This window comes from Kitasatospora sp. NPDC087861 (genome assembly GCF_044742585.1).
Classification (GTDB): domain Bacteria; phylum Actinomycetota; class Actinomycetes; order Streptomycetales; family Streptomycetaceae; genus Kitasatospora.
In genome coordinates this window covers 71178-87741 of record NZ_JBIUUS010000017.1, presented here as the reverse complement: position 1 = coordinate 87741, position 16564 = coordinate 71178, and the positions used below count along the sequence as shown (strand labels likewise).

Below are 16564 nucleotides of genomic sequence, written 5' to 3'. Positions count from 1 at the left end.
CCATCAGCCCTGCCCGGGCGGGGCCTCCCGACTCTGGGCCCTAGCCCATCAGTGCGGTCAGCAGCGGGCGGTAGTGCTCGAAGCCCGGCGTCGGTGCACCGGCCACCTTCGCCTGCTCGTCCCAGCGGCGCACGGCCAGCGCGTCGGCGGCGCCCGGGAGTTCGGCGAAGGCGGCGGCCTGTCGCTGGTCCATCGGGCCGCCCTGCACCTGCAGCGTGTACTCCGAGGCCTCGGACAGCTGCTGCCGGTAGCCCGGCTCCACCGCGCACAGGTAGCGCTTGGCGGCCACGTGCAGGCGGACCGGTTCGGTCACCTCGGGGCCGAACCAGCGCGCCAGCCAGTCTGCGCCGGTGTCGCTGTGGCGGTTGTCCTGGCCTCCCATCAGGTCCCGCCCGTGCAGGGCGCCCTGGAAGTGCCCGACGTCGTGCAGCAGCGCGGCGGCGACGAGGTGCGGCGGCGCCCCGGCCGCCTCGGCAGCGGCGGCGGCCTGCAGCATGTGCTCGGCCATGGTGACCTCTTCGCCCAGGTACTCCCCGGCGCCCTCGCCCGCGAACAGTTCGGCGATCGCGTCCAGGGCGGCGGTGCGGCGGTGCAGCACGGCGAGGGTGCTCGCCAGGGAGTCGAGGTCGGCGTAGCAGCCCTGGAGGTGGCGGTGGCCGTCCTGCTGGAAGGCCGTACGGGCGTGCAGCAGGCGGGAGTTGTCGAAGATCAGGCAGTCGCCGCGGTCGAGGCGGAAGGTGAGCTGCAGCTCCGGGCGCAGGGTGATCGCGGCGAAGCGGCGGTAGGCGGCGTAGAAGGCGTTCAGCTCCTCGGGGGTGCCGCGCAGGGTGCCGATCGAGCGGTTGTTGAACCGCACCTCGCGGATCCGTCCGAGCGCGTCCAGCTCGATCAGCGGGCGGTCGGCGCGCAGCTCGGTGCGGCGGTCGCGGAAGACGAACGGGACGGGTGTGCCGGTGAGCGCCGCGAAGTCCGCGGGCGCCTCCTCCCGGAGGATCGTGGCCGCCGTGAAGCCGTCCACCAGGCCGGAGTCGCCGCCCGTCGCGGAGTTCTCCAGGCAGTGCAGCAGCTGGAGGGTCGGCACCGGGTCCCGGTACGGGTTGTCGGTGTGCGGCGCGATCGCGACGCTGGTGAAGGCCAGGTTGTTCGGGTCCGGCTCGACCCGGACGTCGAACAGCTCCCCGTAGTTGGTGACCCGCACGTACCCGAAGGTCCCGGCCACCCGGAGGACCTGCCGCTCCACCGCCGGCACCCCGCGCAGCACCGCGAAGCCGCTGCGGCGCACGGCGGTGAGGACGGCGGCCTGCTCGGCGGGGTCCGCCAGGTACGCCGACCACTGCGCCTCGGGGAGGCCGCGGGCGAAGTCCGCCGCCGCCCAGAGCCGCTTGTCGGCCTCCGTCCGCCCGTCGCCGTCCTGCTCCGCGTCGAGCCACGCCACCGGGTACCGCGAGCGGTGCCCGTCCGACCAGAGCACCTCCAGGTGGCCGTCGATCTCCGTGCTCGCGGAGATCGTCAGCCCCTCCTCCAGATCGTTGATCTGGAACAGCTTCTGCCCGTTCCGGGGGTCCCGGCACTCGGCGCACGGGCAGTTGTCGCGCAGCCAGTACGGCGGCAGCTCGGTCATGGTGGTCTCCTCCTCGGCGGCTTGCCGGGCGGAGTTGTATAGCCAACTTCGCCCTGGCCGGAGCCTGCCGGTCCCCGGTGAGATCGGCGTGCCGGACAGATGAACGCCGGGGGAACTGTGTCGGGAGGCGATGGCCGAAAGCTGCTGCGCAAGGCGGCTCGGCCCCGCTTCGCTCCGCTCTGCCGCCGGACCTCGGCGGCCGGGACTTCCTCGGCCTCTGGGCGGATCTGCGGGCAGTGCTGGCGAGACGGGCGACCAAACAGCTTGCGGAACCGGCCGCGCTGCGACTCCGATCGGCACAGCGGCTGTCGGTGCTCAACCAGGAGCCGAAGTAGGGCAAGCCGCCGGTGGAGGTGGGGCGGAACGGGCTGCCCTCGGACCGACGCTGAGCAGGAGGATCAGAACGTGGTCTTTCCCGACGATGAACCGCTCGTGGAGTGGTACGCCGCCCGCGCCGACCGTCACCGGCCGCCAGGGACCCGTGACGCGCTGGCGCTCGTTCCCGAGGACCGCCGGGAGCTGCACCCCTTCGAGGACCTCCCGCGGCTGGTGGTCGAGTGGGACGGCCGGGCCTGGCAGCCGCTTGCCGTCGCGGACGACTTTGCGGAGGCGTATCCGCTGCTTGTGCGGCGGGACGGGGAGCTCATCGAGCCGCAGGAGGACAGGCCTCTGGCGCTGCTGCGGAAGGGGGCTGGTCGGCATCGGCGGCCGATTCCGCCCGCGTGAACGGAGCGGCCCCCGTGCGAACGGGGGCCGCCTTTGCGTGCTCAGCCCTGGACGGTCGCCGTCCAGGCGGCCTCGGCGGCGGCGAGGGCCGGGGCCGGGTCGGTGGCGGTGGCCGTGGCGAGGGCCGTGAGGCAGGCGTGGACGGTGGCCAGGGAGGCGGCGGGGCCGTAGTGGTTGACCCGGAGCATCGAGGCGGCGAGGGGGCCGCCGCCGGGCTGGACGGGGAGGGCCGGGTCGAGGCGGAGCACGGCGGCGGCGAGTTCGGCCGCGTGCACGCCGGCCGGGGTGCGCAGGGTGGTGGCGACGGGCGCGGCGTGGGCGTCCTCGGAGACGAACGGGGTGAGGGTGCCGAGGGCGCGGACGCCGGCGCGGGTGGCGGCGGAGGCGGCACGGTGGCGGGCGATGACGGCGGGCAGGCCGTCGGCGGTGATGCGGTCGAGGCAGGCGCCGAGGGCGAGCATCTCCAACTGGGCCGGGGCGTGCGGGAGTACGGTGCGTCCGGCGTCCGTCCAGCGCTCCTTCCAGTCCAGCAGGGAGAGGTAGGAGCGGCGCGGGGCGGCCGGGTTGGCGGCGATCCGCTCCCAGGCGCGCTCGGAGACGGAGACGGCGGAGACCCCGGCGGGGCCGCCCATGGCCTTCTGGCCGCCGATGACGCACAGGTCGACGCCCCACGCGTCGGTGAGCAGCGGCTCGGCGGCGACGGAGGCGACCGCGTCGAGCATCAGCAGGGCGCCGTGCGCGCGGACGGCGGCGGCGATGTCGGCGACGGGGTTGGTGTTGCCGGTGGCGGCCTCGGCATGGACCAGGGAGACGAAGTCGACGGCCGGGTGGGCGGCGAGCGCGTCGGCGACCTGCTGCGCGCTGACCGCGCTGTCGAAGGGGACGGCCAGGTCCACGACCTCGACCCCGCAGGAGCGCAGCCAGTTGCCGAAGGTCTGCCCGTACGGGCCGGTGACGATGTTGAGCGCGGTGGAACCGGGGTGCGCGGCGCCGCGGATCGCGGCCTCCAGCGGCAGCAGCGCCTCACCCTGGGTGACGATGACGTCGGCGCCGGTGTGCAGCAGTGCGGCCACCTGGTCCTCGATCGCCGCGAACTCGGCGGCGCTGAGCGGGGGGAGATCCAGGAAGGGGCTCACGTCGAGATGGCCTTTCGCTGCGGGGGATGGTGGGGACGAGAACGAGTCTGCCGCATTCTCGCCGCTCACCCGGAACCCGCCCCTCGGTAGAGTGCGGCCATGAGCGATGGCGCGGTGCTGCACGTTCGGGGTCGGGTGCTGGTCGGTCCGGAGGACGTCCGGGACGAACTCTGGGTGGTGGACGGCCGGGTGAGCTTCACCCGCCCGCCCGGCGCTGAGGACGTCCGGACGGTCACCGGCTGGGTGCTGCCCGGTCTGGTGGACGCGCACTGCCACGTCGGCCTGGACGCGCACGGCGCTGTCGACGCGGAGACCAGCGAGAAGCAGGCGGTCACCGACCGTGACGCCGGCACCCTGCTGATCCGCGACGCCGGCTCGGCCGCCGACACCCGGTGGATCGACGAGCGCGAGGACCTGCCCCGGATCATCCGCGCCGGGCGGCACATCGCCCGCACCCGCCGCTACATCCGCAACTACGCGCACGAGATCGAGCCCGGTGACCTCGCCGCGTACGTCCGCGCGGAGGCCCGGCGTGGCGACGGCTGGGTGAAGCTGGTCGGCGACTGGATCGACCGCGAGCGCGGCGACCTCGCCGCCTGCTGGCCCGGCGACGCGCTGGCCGAGGCGATCGCGGCGGCGCACGAGGAGGGCGCACGGGTCACCGCGCACTGCTTCGCCGCCGAGTCGCTGCCGGACCTGCTGGCGGCCGGCATCGACTGCGTCGAGCACGCCACCGGGCTGACCGAGGAGCTGATCCCGGCCTTCGCCGAGCGCGGCGTGGCGATCGTCCCGACGCTGGTCAACATCGCCACCTTCCCGGGCCTGGCGTCGGGCGGCGAGGCCAGGTTCCCGGCCTGGGCGGCCCACATGCGCCGGCTGCACGAGCGCCGTTACGCCACCGTGGGCGCCGCGCACGACGCGGGCATCCCGGTGTTCGTCGGGACGGACGCGGGCGGCTCGCTCGCGCACGGGTTGGTGGCGGACGAGGTGGCGGAGCTGGTGAAGGCGGGGCTGAGCCCGGCGGAGGCGCTGTCGGCGGCCACGTGGGGCGCGCGCGAGTGGCTGGGGCGGCCGGGGCTGGAGGAGGGCGCGTCGGCCGACTTCGTGGTCTACGGGGAGGATCCGCGGGCGGATGTCCGGGTGCTCGCCGATCCCCGGCTGGTGGTGCTGCGCGGCCGCCCGGTCGGGTGATCGCGCGGGGCGTCGGTCACCTGTCGCGAGCCGTCGTCGACCTGTCGCGCGGGCCGGCGTCCACCTGCCTCGCGGGCCTGCCTCGGGGGTCTTCGCCCACCTGCCTCAAGGGCCGGCGCCCACCTGCCTCGTGGGCCGTCGCTCACTTGCCTCGTGGGCCTTCGTTCACATGATCATCCGCTGAACGCGCTGTCGGTGTAGGCCGATAGGGTGGCCACCATGGCACCGCGTCCACTGAACGAGATCGTCGAGCCCGGCTGGGCCGCCGCCCTGGAACCCGTCGCCGGGCGGGTCGCCGCCATGGGCGACTTCCTGCGCGCCGAACTGGCCGCAGGCCGTACCTACCTGCCGTCCGGCCCGAACGTGCTGCGGGCCTTCCAGCAGCCGTTCGCCGACGTGCGGGTGCTGATCGTCGGGCAGGACCCGTACCCGACCCCGGGCCACGCCGTCGGGCTCAGCTTCTCGGTGGGGCCGGAGGTGCGGCCGATCCCGGCCAGCCTGATCAACATCTTCCAGGAGTACGGCGCCGACCTCGGCCTGCCGCAGCCGTCCAACGGCGACCTCACGCCGTGGACGCAGCAGGGCGTGCTGCTGCTCAACCGCGCGCTGACCACCGCGCCGCGCAAGCCCGCCGCGCACCGGGGCAAGGGCTGGGAGGAGGTCACCGAGCAGGCGATCCGGGCGCTGACGGCGCGCGGCGGTCCGCTGGTGGCGATCCTGTGGGGGCGCGACGCCCGTAACCTGCGGCCGTTGCTCGGGGAGATCCCGGCGATCGAGTCGGCGCACCCGAGCCCGTACTCGGCGAGCGGCGGCTTCTTCGGCTCGCGGCCGTTCAGCCGGGCGAACGAACTGCTGGCGCGGCAGGGGGCCCAGCCGGTGGACTGGCGGCTGCCGTAGCGGGGCCGGGCGCGCTCTAGCAGACCGGAGTCAGTGGTAGGCGTCAATCTCACTCCAACGAGTGAAATGACGTTCTGTGTGACTCATGTGACGGATTGTTCGAGAAGACTGGCGGCTCACCGTTCGGAGCACCGGCCCCTCCCCGCCTGTCGCGGGTGACGTCCTGGGCGCGCTCCGGAGCAACAGCACCTGTGGGGGTACCGCCATGTCTTCCCGGCCTTCTCGCCGAATCGTTTCCGCCGCCGCCGCCGTCGTCGCGGCCTGCACCCTGCTCACCGTTCCACCGGCCTACGCCGCCCCGGCGGCTCCGGGGGCCGCCCCGGCGCCCACCGGATCCGGGGCGCCCGCCGGGACGCCCGCCGCGTCGCCCGGCAAGGCGCGTGCCGTCACCGCCGAACTCGCCCTGGACGTCAGCCTGTTGAACAAGGCGGTGGACGTTCCGGTGAACATCGCGCTCAACAAGGTGGAGACGCCCGCGCAGCGCGACGGTTCGGTCCTCACGGCCAAGGTGGACGGCGTCGACCAGCAGGGCCCGGTCACCCTGGTCAAGGCCGACATCGGCAAGTCCGTGACCCACGCCGACGCCAAGGGCGCCGCCGCCTCCGTCCAACTGGTCAACGCCGACGTGCACGCCCCCGGCCTGCCCGCCACCACGCTGCTCGGCCTGGAGGCGATGAGCGCCGAGGCGACCTGCCCGGTCGACGGGCAGCCGACCGCCAACGTCGTCGCGCCCGCCAGGCTGACCGTGCTCGGCAAGCCCGTCACCATCGGCCTGTACGGGCCGACCAAGGTGGACGTGCCGCTGATCGGCAGCGTCTCCGTGGAGCTCTCCAAGAAGACCACCACCTCGACCACCGCCGCCGCCTCCGCGCTGGAGGTGCAGGTGGAGGTGAACCCGCTGAACCTGAACGTCGCCAAGGTCACCGGTACGATCACCGTCGCCTCGGTGAGCTGCGAGAAGCCCACCGCGCCGCCCACCACCCCGGCCACCGCCCCCGCCACGGACGCGCCCACCACCGCCCCCGCCGCCCAGCCGGTGGCCGACACCACCACCGGCGCCGCCGCCCCGCCGCCCGCCACCGGGAAGCCCGGGAGCACCGGGAAGGCCGAGAAGCCGGCCCCGGCCGCCGGCCTCGCCGCCACCGGCGGCAGCAGCGCCACCGGCCCGCTGGCCGCCGGGGCCGCCGCGCTCGTCGCGGGCGGGGCCTGCGCGCTGTGGGCCACCCGGCGCCGCCGGGCCGCGCACGCCCGCCGGCACTGAGCCTCGGCGCCCCGCGGTGCGGGAGTGCCGTCCCCGGCACTCCCGCACCGTGACCGTGCCAACGCGGACGGTTGGTTCACATGCGCGTTACACGAGAGGAACAACCGGGAAACGGCGGCTTGCGACGCTACGCGGGCACCCACCACCCAGCTATGCGAGGTACACCGCCGTGGCAATCAAGGCCGAGTACATCTGGATCGACGGCACCAAGCCGACTGCGAAGCTCCGTTCCAAGACTCGTGTCCTGGCCAACGCGGACAAGATCCCCACCTGGGGCTTCGACGGTTCCTCCACCAACCAGGCCGAGGGCCACGCCTCGGACCGTGTGCTCGCGCCGGTCGCCACCTTCCCGGACCCGATCCGCGGCGGTGACAACATCCTCGTCCTGTGCGAGGTCAACGAGATCGACGGTACCCCGCACGAGTCCAACACCCGTGCGCTGCTGCGCCCGATCGCCGAGCAGTTCGCCGCTCAGGAGTCGATCTTCGGCATCGAGCAGGAGTACACCTTCTTCAAGGGCTCCCGCCCGCTCGGCTTCCCCGAGGGCGGCTTCCCGGCCCCGCAGGGCGGCTACTACTGCGGCGTCGGCGCCGAGGAGGTCTTCGGCCGCGAGATCGTCGAGCTGCACCTGGACCGCTGCATCGACGCCGGCCTGGCGATCTGCGGCATCAACGCCGAGGTCATGCCCGGCCAGTGGGAGTTCCAGATCGGCCCGGTCGACGCCCTGACCGTCTCCGACCACATGTGGGTCGCCCGCTACCTGCTCTACCGCACCGCCGAGGAGTTCGGCATCGACGCCACCCTCGACGCCAAGCCCGCCCGCGGCGACTGGAACGGTGCCGGCGCGCACACCAACTTCTCCACCAAGGCGATGCGCGAGAACTACGACGCGATCATCACCGCCTGCGAGTCGCTCGGCGCCTCGCAGGAGAAGGTCCTGGAGCACGTCACCCAGTACGGCGCCGACATCGAGTCCCGCCTGACCGGCAAGCACGAGACCGCCCCGTGGAACGTCTACAGCTACGGCGTCTCCAACCGCGGCGCCTCGGTGCGCATCCCGTGGCAGGTCGAGGTGGACCAGAAGGGCTACATCGAGGACCGCCGCCCGAACGCCAACGTCGACCCCTACGTGGTGACCCGCCTCCTGGTCAACACCTGCTGCTCCGCCCTGGAGAAGGCCGGCCTCGTCTGAGCCGCCCTCCCCTGAGCACCCCGCCGGGCCTCCCCTCCACGCGAGGGGAGGCCCGGCGGCCGTTCCTGGCCGCCCGCAACCTGTGGACCCGGCCGTGAGTCCGCACGCCGGTGGTCGATCCACTCGTTGAACGTCGATCCGGTCATCGATCCCGTCGTCGATCCGGTCATTGATCCCGTGGTCAATTCGGTGGTCAATCTGCCGGGTCAGCCGGAGAATTCAGGGATGACGCTGCCCCTGCTCCTCCTCGACGTGGACGGACCGCTCAACCCCTACGCCGCGCCGAAGACGCGCCGGCCGGATGGCTACGACACCTACCGCATGCTCCCGGCCTGGTGGGCGGACCGGCAGGCGCACCGCTCGGACACGCAGGCGAAGCCGCTGCGGGTGTGGCTGAACCCGGCGCACGGGCCGGAACTGCTCGCCCTGCCCTACGAACTGGTGTGGGCGACCACCTGGATGGCCGACGCGAACACCCACATCGGCCCGCACATCGGTCTGCCCGAGCTCCCGTACATCCGCTGGACGGACCTCTTCGGGGCGGACCCGGACGGCCTGCACTGGAAGACCCGGGACGTGGTGGCCTGGGCGGGCGGCCGCCCGTTCGTCTGGGTGGACGACGAACTCGGCCCGCAGGACGACGAGTGGATCGCCGCCCACCACCCCGGCCCGGCGCTCGCCCTGCACATCAACCCCCGACTCGGCCTGCGCGAGGGCGACTTCGCGACCCTGCGCGAGTGGGCGGCCGCGGCATGAGGCTCGGGACGGTCGAACGGCTGCGGCGCTACCCGGTGAAGTCGCTGCTGGGGGAGGAGCTGGCGGCGGCCGAGGTGGATGCGCGCGGCGTGGACCGGGACCGCGCCCGCGCCCTGCTCGACCTCGGCACCGGCAGGATCGCCAGCGCCAAGAACCCGCGCCGGTGGGCCGGCCTGCTGGGCTACACGGCGACGGTCACCGCCACCGCGACGACGGGCGACGGCGTGGCGATCACCGGGCCGGACGGACGGCACGTGGACGAGGCGGAACTGTCCGAGGCACTCGGCCGCAAGGTCGCCCTGGTCGCGGAGTGCCCGCCCGGGGCGACGATCGAGCGGGCCGTCCCGGACGAGGTGCTGGCGCACGGTATCGAGGCCGAAGTCGAGGTCACCGTCAACGAGTTGGGGCGGGCGGCGCCGGCCGGCGGGTTCTTCGACTTCGCCCCGCTGCACCTGATCACCACCTCCACGCTGGCCGCGACCGGCGCCGAGGCGGAGCGCTACCGCCCCAACCTGGTGATCCGCACCGAGGGCGAGGGGTACGTCGAGAACGCCTGGGTGGGGCGGGAGTTGACCATCGGGCCGGCGCTGCGGCTGCGCGTCGTGGTGCCCACCCCGCGCTGCGCCGTGCCCACCCTGCGGCACGGCCCGCTGCCCCGGAGCACGTCCGCCCTGCGCGGACCGGCCGAGCACAACCGGCTGGTCCCGCTGGAGGGCATGCCCGCGTTGCCCTGCGCGGGCGTGTACGCGCAGGTGCTGGTGCCCGGCCGGATCGCGGTGGGGGACGAGGTCGGGCTGGGCTGAGCGGCCACCGGGGGGTCAGCAGACAGCGGGCGGTCAGGCCGAGCCGAGGACCGCCGCGAGGGCGTCCAGGAAGCGGTCCGTGGTCGCCTCGTCCCGGACGGCGATCCGCAGCCACTCCTCGCCCAGCCCGGGGAAGGTGTCCCCGCGCCGCACGGCGAAGCCGCGCCCGCGCAGCCGCTCCCGGACGACCGCCGCGCCCGGCAGCCGTACCAGGACGAAGGAGGCGGCCGGCTCGCCGTACACCCGCACCGACGGGAATCCGGCCAGCCCCTTCAGCAGGTGCTCACGCCAGAGCGCCAGGTCGGCGGCCGCCTGCTCGGCCTCGGCGAGCGCGGCCGGTGCGCTGCACGCCTCGGCGGCGGCCAGCGCGGGGGTGGAGACCGGCCACAGCGGCTGCGCGGCGCCGAGCGCGGCGATCAGCGGCGCCGGCCCGAGCACGTAGCCGATCCGCAGCCCGGCCAGGCCCCAGGTCTTGGTGAGGCTGCGCAGGACGACGACCTGGCCGGGCAGGTCCCGGACCGGGGCGAGGGACTCGCGTTCGCCGGGCACGGTGTCCATGAACGCCTCGTCGACCACCAGGGTGCGCCCGGGGCGGGCGAGCGCGGCGACGGCGTCGGCGGGGTGCAGGACGGAAGTCGGGTTGGTCGGGTTCCCGAGGACGACCAGGTCGGCCTCCGCCGGGACGGACCCCAGCCGGAACCCGTCGTCGGGGGAGAGCAGCACCCGGTGCACCTGGTGCCCGGCGTCCCGCAGCGCCGCCTCGGGCTCGGTGAACTGCGGGTGCACCACGACGATGTGACGAGCCGTCACGACGCGTGCGAGCAGCACGAAGGCCTCCGCCGCCCCCGAGGTGAGCAGCACCTCGGCGGTGGGCCGCCGGTGCCGGGCGGCCACGGCGGCGCGGGCGGCGCCCTGGTCGGGGTAGGCGGCGAGGTCGCCGAGGGTGGCTGCGAGCCGTTCGCGCAGCCAGGTCGGGGGAGTGCCGGTGCGGACGTTGACGGCGAGGTCGACCAGGCCGGACCCGTCGGCGCGCACCTCGGCGTCGCCGTGGTGGCGAAGGTCGGGTTCGGGGGCGGTCACGCGGGGTCTCCTTGCGGATGGGCGGGCAGGCCGGGGACCGGTGGGGCGGGCAGGCCGGGGACGCGGTGGACGTCGTACGGGCCGGGCGGCACGGTCGGTGCGGCGCCGTCGCCGAGGGCGACCAGCGCGACGGCGTGCCCGTGCGCGGCCAGGGTGAGGGCCGCCTCGGTGCAGTCGTCCGTCACGATCCGCCGGGTCCCGGGCCGGAGCAGTCCGGCGACCGCCTCGACCGCGCCCGGCGTGCCCACGACCGCCGAGGCGCGCCGCAGTTCCGCCAGCGCGCGGGGCACCAGCAAGTCCTGCTCGCCGGGCCCGAGCCCGACGACGGCGAGCCGCCCGCGCGGCGCGGTACGGGCGATCGCGACCGTGGCCGCGGCCGACTTCCGCTTGGTGACGACGAGTTCGCCGCCGGGCGCGCTCGCCAGGGCGGCCGCCTCGGCGACGCTCGGCGTGCCCACGGCCGCGCCGACCAGCTCCGACGGGGTCGGCACCGGCACCGCGGCCAGGGCCGCCGCCGGGTGCTCGTCCACCGGTACCCCGCCGAGGCAGAAGGCGGCCCAGCGCACCGCCGGGTGGTCCGCCTTGCCGGCCACGGTGGCCAACCGGGCCACCGACGACCGGGCCAGGCCGCCCTCCTCCAGCGTGTCCATGAGCAGCCGCATCAGCTCGCTCTGCTCGGCACCGCCGCCCGCGCCGACCCCGACGACCAGGGTGCGGGGGTGGACCAGGAGCACGTCCTCGCCGGGGTAGCTGCGGTCGGTGACCCGTAGCACGGGGGCGTCGGCGGGCGCGTCGGGACGGACCGAGGGCGGAAGGGCGGGCAGCGGGTACGCCAGGTCGTTCTCCAGCCGGACCGGCCGGCCCTCGGCGACCGCTTGCGAGGCCGCCGCTCCGCGCGGGCCGCGGGTGGCGGTGGAGGCAAGCCCGTCGAGGTGCCCGGCCAGGGTCGGCGTCAGGGCTGGAGCCAGGGTCGGCGCCAGAGCCCGGCCCGGGGCCTCGGCGGGCGGCGGGCCGCCGGTCAGGACGGCCCGGACGCCGAGCAGGGCGGCCAGCTCCTCGGCCAGCTCCTCGGCGCCGGTGCCACGGTCGGTCAGCGGCACGGCGTAGCGCAGGCCCAGGTCCAGGCTGACCAACCCGGGCCGGCGCGAGCCCTGGTGCGAAGCGTCGGAGAACAGCCGCACGGTGGTCGCGACGGACGCGAGGCAGACCACCAGGTCGTGTCGGTCGAGGGCGTGGTTCAGGGCCTCGGTCGGGCCGAAGCAGGAGGAGACGGAGGCCTTGTAGACGTGGGTGGTGTCGGGCCAGGCGGTGTGGATCTCCCCGGCCAGCAGGCGGCCCGCCCCGTTGAGGGCGACCAGTCCGATCACGTCCCGCTCCTTCGCCACGAGCCCCCACGGGCCCCCGTGGTCACAAGCCCCCGTGATCCCACCACGCCCGGCCGGAACGGGTCAATCGGGGCGGCTGTGACGCGCATCGCCGGCGGGCGGCAGCTGTTCGTCTGTTCTTCATCCTTCTTGTGCGGTACACGACACCGGCGCGATCCTACTGTTCTGGGCGCTCCATCCAGGCAGCCCCGACGCACGGAGGACCCGATGGCCTTCGCACAACTCCGCACCCTCGGAACCACCAGCCCCCGCCGCCCGCTCCGCCGCCCCCTCACCGCCCTCGCCGCCGGACTCGGTCTCGTCGGCGGCTCGCTCGGCCTGTGGGCCGCCGGCGGCAGCGCGGCCGCCGACACCGCCGCCGGGCTGCCCTCGCCCGACCACGTGATCGTCGTGGTCATGGAGAACCACGCCTACTCGCAGGTCATCGGCAGCTCCAGCGCGCCGTACATCAACAACACGCTGGTCGCCGGCGGTGCGACGCTGACCCAGTCCTTCGCGCTCACCCACCCCAGCCAGCCCAACTACTACATGCTGTTCTCGGGCAGCGCGCAGGGCGTCACCGACGACAGCTGCGTCGACGTCGGCGCCCTCCAGCAGCCCAACCTGGGCTCCGAGCTGCTCGCCGCCGGCCAGACCTGGGCCAGCTACAACGAGGGCCTGCCCTCCCAGGGCGCCACCGACTGTCGCGTCGACAACTACGCGCAGAAGCACAACCCGTGGTTCGGCTTCGGCAACGTACCCGCCTCCAGCGCCTACGGCATGGACGCCTTCCCGACCGACTACACCACCCTGCCCAAGGTCTCCTTCGTCGTGCCGGACCTCTGCAACGACATGCACGACTGTTCCGTCGGCACCGGCGACACCTGGCTCCAGACCAACCTCGCCGCCTACGCGGACTGGGCCAAGAGTCACAACAGCCTGCTCGTGGTCACCTTCGACGAGGACAACCGCCTCGCCGGCAACCGCATCCCGACCCTCGTCTACGGCGCCCACGTCACCCCCGGCAGCAGCACCGGCACCAGCTACAACCACTACAACGTGCTGCGCACCCTGGAGGACCTCGCCGGGCTGAGCACCCACGCGGGCAACGCCGCCAACGCCACCGACATCGCCGGCATCTGGAACTGACGCCCGTGTACGTCGCGGATTCCCGCAGCTCCAAGGCCCCCGCCGCCCCGGCCCCCGCATCCGGCGGGCCGGGGCGGCGGGGGGCCCTGCGCGCCGTACCCGGGACGGTGCTCGCCCTCGGTGCCGTCAGCCTGGTCACCGACGTCTCCTCCGAGATGGTCAGCGCCGTGCTGCCGCTCTACCTGCTCACCGGGCTCGGCCTCTCCCCGCTCGGCTTCGGCCTGCTCGACGGCATCCAGAACGGCTTCAGCGCGCTCGTCCGCCTCGCCGGCGGCCACCTCGCCGACCGCCGCGGCCGTGACGGCGCCGCCCGCCACAAGGCCGTCGCGGCCGTCGGCTACGGCCTGTCCGCGCTCTGCAAGCCGCTGCTGCTGCTCGTCCACACCGTGCCGCTGATCGGTGCCGTCATCGCCGTCGACCGCACCGGCAAGGGCCTGCGCACCGCGCCCCGGGACGCGATGATCTCGCTCTCCACCGAACCCGCCCACCGCGGACGGGCGTTCGGCGTGCACCGGGCGATGGACACGGCCGGTGCCCTGCTCGGCCCGCTGACCGCCTTCCTGGTGCTGCGTCTCGCCGGCGGGCCGCTGCTCGCCGACGGCGGCGAACGGCACGGCTACGACGCGGTGTTCACGGTCAGCGCGTGCGTCGCCGCGCTCGGCGTGCTGATCCTGCTGCTGTTCGTGCCGAACCGGCAGGTGGCTGACGGTCCGTCAACTGCTGCCCCCTCGCTGCGGGACAGTCTCGCCCTGCTGCGGCTTCCCGGGCTGCGCCGGCTCACGCTCTGCGCCGTCCTGCTCGGACTCACCACCGTCAGCGACTCCTTCCTCTACCTGCTCATCCAGCGCCGGCTCGGTCTCGACACCAGCCTCTTCCCGCTGCTGCCGCTCGGCACCGCCGCCGCCTTCCTGCTGCTCGCCGTCCCGCTCGGCGCACTCGCCGACCGGATCGGCCGCCGCCGGCTCTTCCTCGCCGGGCACGCGGTCCTGCTGCTCGCGTACGGGCTGCTGCTCTCACCGGTCAGCGGCGTGCCCGCGGTCGTCTGCGTCCTGCTGCTGCACGGCGCGTTCTACGCGGCCACCGACGGAGTGCTCGCCGCGGCCGCGGCCGACGCCGTCCCGGCCGGGCAGCGCGGCGCCGGGCTCGCCCTGGTCGGCACCGGGCAGGCGCTCGCCCGGTTCGCCTGCTCGCTGCTGTTCGGTGCGCTGTGGAGCGCGGTCGGCGGCACCGGCGCGCTGGGCTGGTCGGCGGGGGCGCTCGCGGTGTGCGTGCTCGGCGCGGCCGCCGTCCTGCGCGAACCCGCCGCCCCGGGTGATCCCGCTGCCCCGGGTGATCCTGCCGCCCCGCGCGAGCCTGACACCCCGCGCGATCCCGCCGCCACCGCCTCCGAGGAGCCCTCGTGAACCGACTCCAGAACCGGACCAGGGTGATCGTGCTGCTGGTCGCCGTGCTGCTGCTCGGCGCCGTCGGCACCGGGGCCGTCCTCTACGCGGCCGACCGCACCGCCCAGCGCGACCAGGCCCAGCCCGGCGGCCCCGCCGTCGCCGAAGGCGCCGTCACCCTGCAAGGACCCTCCGGTGGGCGGGAGTTGGTGTTCCGCAACATGGCCTGGGGCCCGCACCGCGACGAGCTCACCGCCGTCCCCGCCGACCGGCCCGACGGCCCGCGCACCGCCTCCGGAGTCCAGTGCCTGCGCTTCTACGCCGCCGCCGGCACCGGTATCTGCCTCCAGTCCCAGCACGGCGCCCTGGAGGACACCTACCGCGCCGTGGTCCTCGACGACCACCTGCGCGAGCGGCGCTCCTTCCCGGCCGCCGGCATCCCCACCCGCTCCCGGGTCTCCCCGTCCGGGCACCTCGCCGCCTGGACGGTCTTCGTCAGCGGCGACTCCTACGCGGGCACCGACTTCTCCACCCGCACCTCGATCGTCGACGTCCGCGACTGGAACCTCCGGGACAACCTGGAGACCTTCGACGTGATCAAGGACGGCCACCCGTACCAGGCCCACGACATCAACATCTGGGGCGTCACCTTCGCCGACGACAACGCCTTCTACGCCACCCTCGCCACCGGCGGCCACACCTACCTCGTCCACGGCGACCTCGCCGCCCACAGCCTCACCACCCTGCACGAGAACGTCGAGTGCCCCTCGCTCTCCCCGGACGGCACCCGCATCGCGTACAAGAAGCGCGTCCCCGGTGCGTCGCCGGACGCGCCCTGGCGGCTGTACGTCCTCGACCTCGCCACCATGACCGAGACCGCCACCGCCGAGCAGCGCAACATCGACGACCAGGCCGTCTGGTCGGACACCGGCACGCTCCTCTACGCCATGCCCGGCGACTACGGCGCCGACCTGTGGACCGTCCCGGCCGACGGCGGCGGCGCTCCCCGGCGGGTCACCCAGGCTGCGGTGGCCCCCGCCTACCTGGGCTGAGGAACTCTGGGCTACGGTCCCTCGTCGAGCACAGTGACGTCCTGATCGAACGGGGGAACGAGAACCGTGGACGGCATTCCACCCGAGCGTACGGTCACCGACTCCTGGCCCGCCCTGCACGGCCGACCCGTCCTGCGGCGCACCGTCGCCGTCGGGCTGGTGCTCTGCGTGTCGGTCGCGGCCGCCCTGGTGGTGCGTGGGGTCAACTCGCTCACCGTCGGTGGCACCGGCCGCGAGACCGACCGCGACCGCGCCGAACGCCTCGCCGGCCTCCACCCCTCCCAGCACCCCGGCGCCGGCCTCTACTACGTCCCCGTCGGCGCCATCTACACCCGCACCGCCGACGGCACCCCCATCGCCTACCTGCACTACCGCATCGCGGGCAAGGATGTCGGCCTCGGCGATTTCCTGCGCACCTACGACCTCCCCGCCCCGGGCGCCACCGCACCTCTCCCGCCCGACCTCACCGCCGCCCTCGGCGGCGACGAACCGGCGGAGGCCCCTGAACTCCCCGAAGACCCCGAGCCCACGCCCACCCCTACTCCCACGCCATCACCGGCCGCCACCGCCGACCCGGCGCCCAGGGCACCCGCGGCACCTCCGGGCCTCCAGGCCGCCGACGCCGACCCCGATCCCGACGCCGACCCCGACGCCGACCCGGGCCCGGACCTCGCCGACGACACCCCCGCCCCCACCGCCGCCCCCTCCCTCACTCTCACCCCGACCCCCACCCACCCCCAGGCCACCCGCCGCATCTACGTCGCCACTATCCCCGGCGGAGCCCCGGGCGCCGCCGACATCTACATCCGCGCGACTGGCTGACCACACCGCGGCGTCCCCGCTCAGGCCCGCCGTCAGAGCGGTGAAGGCGGCCCGGATGCTGACGCGCAGCCACCCCGCCGGGGGGAGCGTGGCGGGGTGGGGGCGCGCGGGGGGTGCGGGTCAAGCCGGCAG

Annotated in this window: 15 protein-coding genes; 11 read left to right on the top strand and 4 right to left on the bottom strand. The window is 74.6% G+C overall.

Translation table 11 applies throughout. The features are described 5' to 3' along the window. Window positions 1-40: 40 nt before the first annotated feature. Entirely contained in the window at window positions 41-1621 is a 1581-nt protein-coding gene (locus ACIOJE_RS23770) for a phosphonate degradation HD-domain oxygenase (protein WP_400778616.1), read from the bottom strand. Between the two features lie 405 nt (window positions 1622-2026). Between ACIOJE_RS23770 and ACIOJE_RS23765 the strand changes: the two genes are divergently transcribed. Next, window positions 2027-2347 carry a DUF6087 family protein gene (locus ACIOJE_RS23765; RefSeq protein ID WP_400778613.1) on the top strand — a complete coding sequence of 107 codons (321 nt, stop codon included), beginning with the start codon at window positions 2027-2029 and terminating at the stop codon, window positions 2345-2347. Between the two features lie 41 nt (window positions 2348-2388). On the opposite strand, the gene ACIOJE_RS23760 is transcribed toward ACIOJE_RS23765, so the two are convergent. Then, window positions 2389-3483 (bottom strand): alanine--glyoxylate aminotransferase family protein, encoded by a 1095-nt coding sequence (locus ACIOJE_RS23760; RefSeq protein WP_280678139.1) that lies wholly within the window; start codon window positions 3481-3483, stop codon window positions 2389-2391. A 99-nt stretch (window positions 3484-3582) separates the two neighbouring features. Here ACIOJE_RS23760 and ACIOJE_RS23755 point away from each other — a divergent pair, with 99 nt between their 5' ends. The 6 genes from ACIOJE_RS23755 (at window position 3583) to ACIOJE_RS23730 (ending at window position 9583) form a co-directional block, all read left to right on the top strand. Continuing rightward, window positions 3583-4674 (top strand): amidohydrolase family protein, encoded by a 1092-nt coding sequence (locus ACIOJE_RS23755; RefSeq protein WP_400778609.1) that lies wholly within the window; start codon window positions 3583-3585, stop codon window positions 4672-4674. A 219-nt stretch (window positions 4675-4893) separates the two neighbouring features. Beyond that, a complete protein-coding gene (locus tag ACIOJE_RS23750) occupies window positions 4894-5571 on the top strand; it encodes a uracil-DNA glycosylase (protein WP_400778606.1) in 678 nt (225 codons plus the stop codon). A 205-nt stretch (window positions 5572-5776) separates the two neighbouring features. Continuing rightward, complete coding sequence (locus ACIOJE_RS23745) at window positions 5777-6832, top strand: SCO1860 family LAETG-anchored protein (protein WP_400778604.1); 1056 nt, start codon at window positions 5777-5779, stop codon at window positions 6830-6832. Between the two features lie 169 nt (window positions 6833-7001). Beyond that, window positions 7002-8024, top strand: coding sequence for a glutamine synthetase (glnII, locus tag ACIOJE_RS23740; protein WP_280678147.1), 1023 nt, complete (start codon window positions 7002-7004; stop codon window positions 8022-8024). Window positions 8025-8249: 225 nt separating this feature from the next. Beyond that, window positions 8250-8780 carry a hypothetical protein gene (locus tag ACIOJE_RS23735; RefSeq protein ID WP_400778601.1) on the top strand — a complete coding sequence of 177 codons (531 nt, stop codon included), beginning with the start codon at window positions 8250-8252 and terminating at the stop codon, window positions 8778-8780. Beyond that, complete coding sequence (locus tag ACIOJE_RS23730; protein WP_400778599.1) at window positions 8777-9583, top strand: MOSC domain-containing protein; 807 nt, start codon at window positions 8777-8779, stop codon at window positions 9581-9583. The genes ACIOJE_RS23735 and ACIOJE_RS23730 overlap by 4 nt, the downstream gene beginning before the upstream one ends. A gap of 33 nt (window positions 9584-9616) precedes the next feature. Here ACIOJE_RS23730 and cobC read toward each other — a convergent pair whose 3' ends face one another. Both cobC and ACIOJE_RS23720 read right to left on the bottom strand, forming a co-directional pair. Next, window positions 9617-10663 carry an Rv2231c family pyridoxal phosphate-dependent protein CobC gene (gene cobC, locus ACIOJE_RS23725; RefSeq protein WP_400778596.1) on the bottom strand — a complete coding sequence of 349 codons (1047 nt, stop codon included), beginning with the start codon at window positions 10661-10663 and terminating at the stop codon, window positions 9617-9619. Continuing rightward, entirely contained in the window at window positions 10660-12030 is a 1371-nt protein-coding gene (locus ACIOJE_RS23720) for a cobalamin biosynthesis protein (protein ID WP_400778593.1), read from the bottom strand. The genes cobC and ACIOJE_RS23720 overlap by 4 nt, the downstream gene beginning before the upstream one ends. 225 nt (window positions 12031-12255) lie before the next feature. Between ACIOJE_RS23720 and ACIOJE_RS23715 the strand changes: the two genes are divergently transcribed. The 4 genes from ACIOJE_RS23715 (at window position 12256) to ACIOJE_RS23700 (ending at window position 16432) form a co-directional block, all read left to right on the top strand. After that, window positions 12256-13176 carry an alkaline phosphatase family protein gene (locus tag ACIOJE_RS23715; protein ID WP_400778591.1) on the top strand — a complete coding sequence of 307 codons (921 nt, stop codon included), beginning with the start codon at window positions 12256-12258 and terminating at the stop codon, window positions 13174-13176. Between the two features lie 5 nt (window positions 13177-13181). Continuing rightward, window positions 13182-14579: an MFS transporter gene (locus ACIOJE_RS23710; protein ID WP_280678159.1), complete on the top strand. Its 1398-nt coding sequence runs from the start codon at window positions 13182-13184 to the stop codon at window positions 14577-14579. Further along, entirely contained in the window at window positions 14576-15610 is a 1035-nt protein-coding gene (locus tag ACIOJE_RS23705) for a TolB-like translocation protein (protein WP_280678161.1), read from the top strand. Before ACIOJE_RS23710 ends, ACIOJE_RS23705 begins: the two co-directional genes overlap by 4 nt. 66 nt (window positions 15611-15676) lie before the next feature. Beyond that, complete coding sequence (locus ACIOJE_RS23700) at window positions 15677-16432, top strand: hypothetical protein (RefSeq protein WP_400778587.1); 756 nt, start codon at window positions 15677-15679, stop codon at window positions 16430-16432. The last annotated feature ends 132 nt before the right edge of the window (window positions 16433-16564 follow it).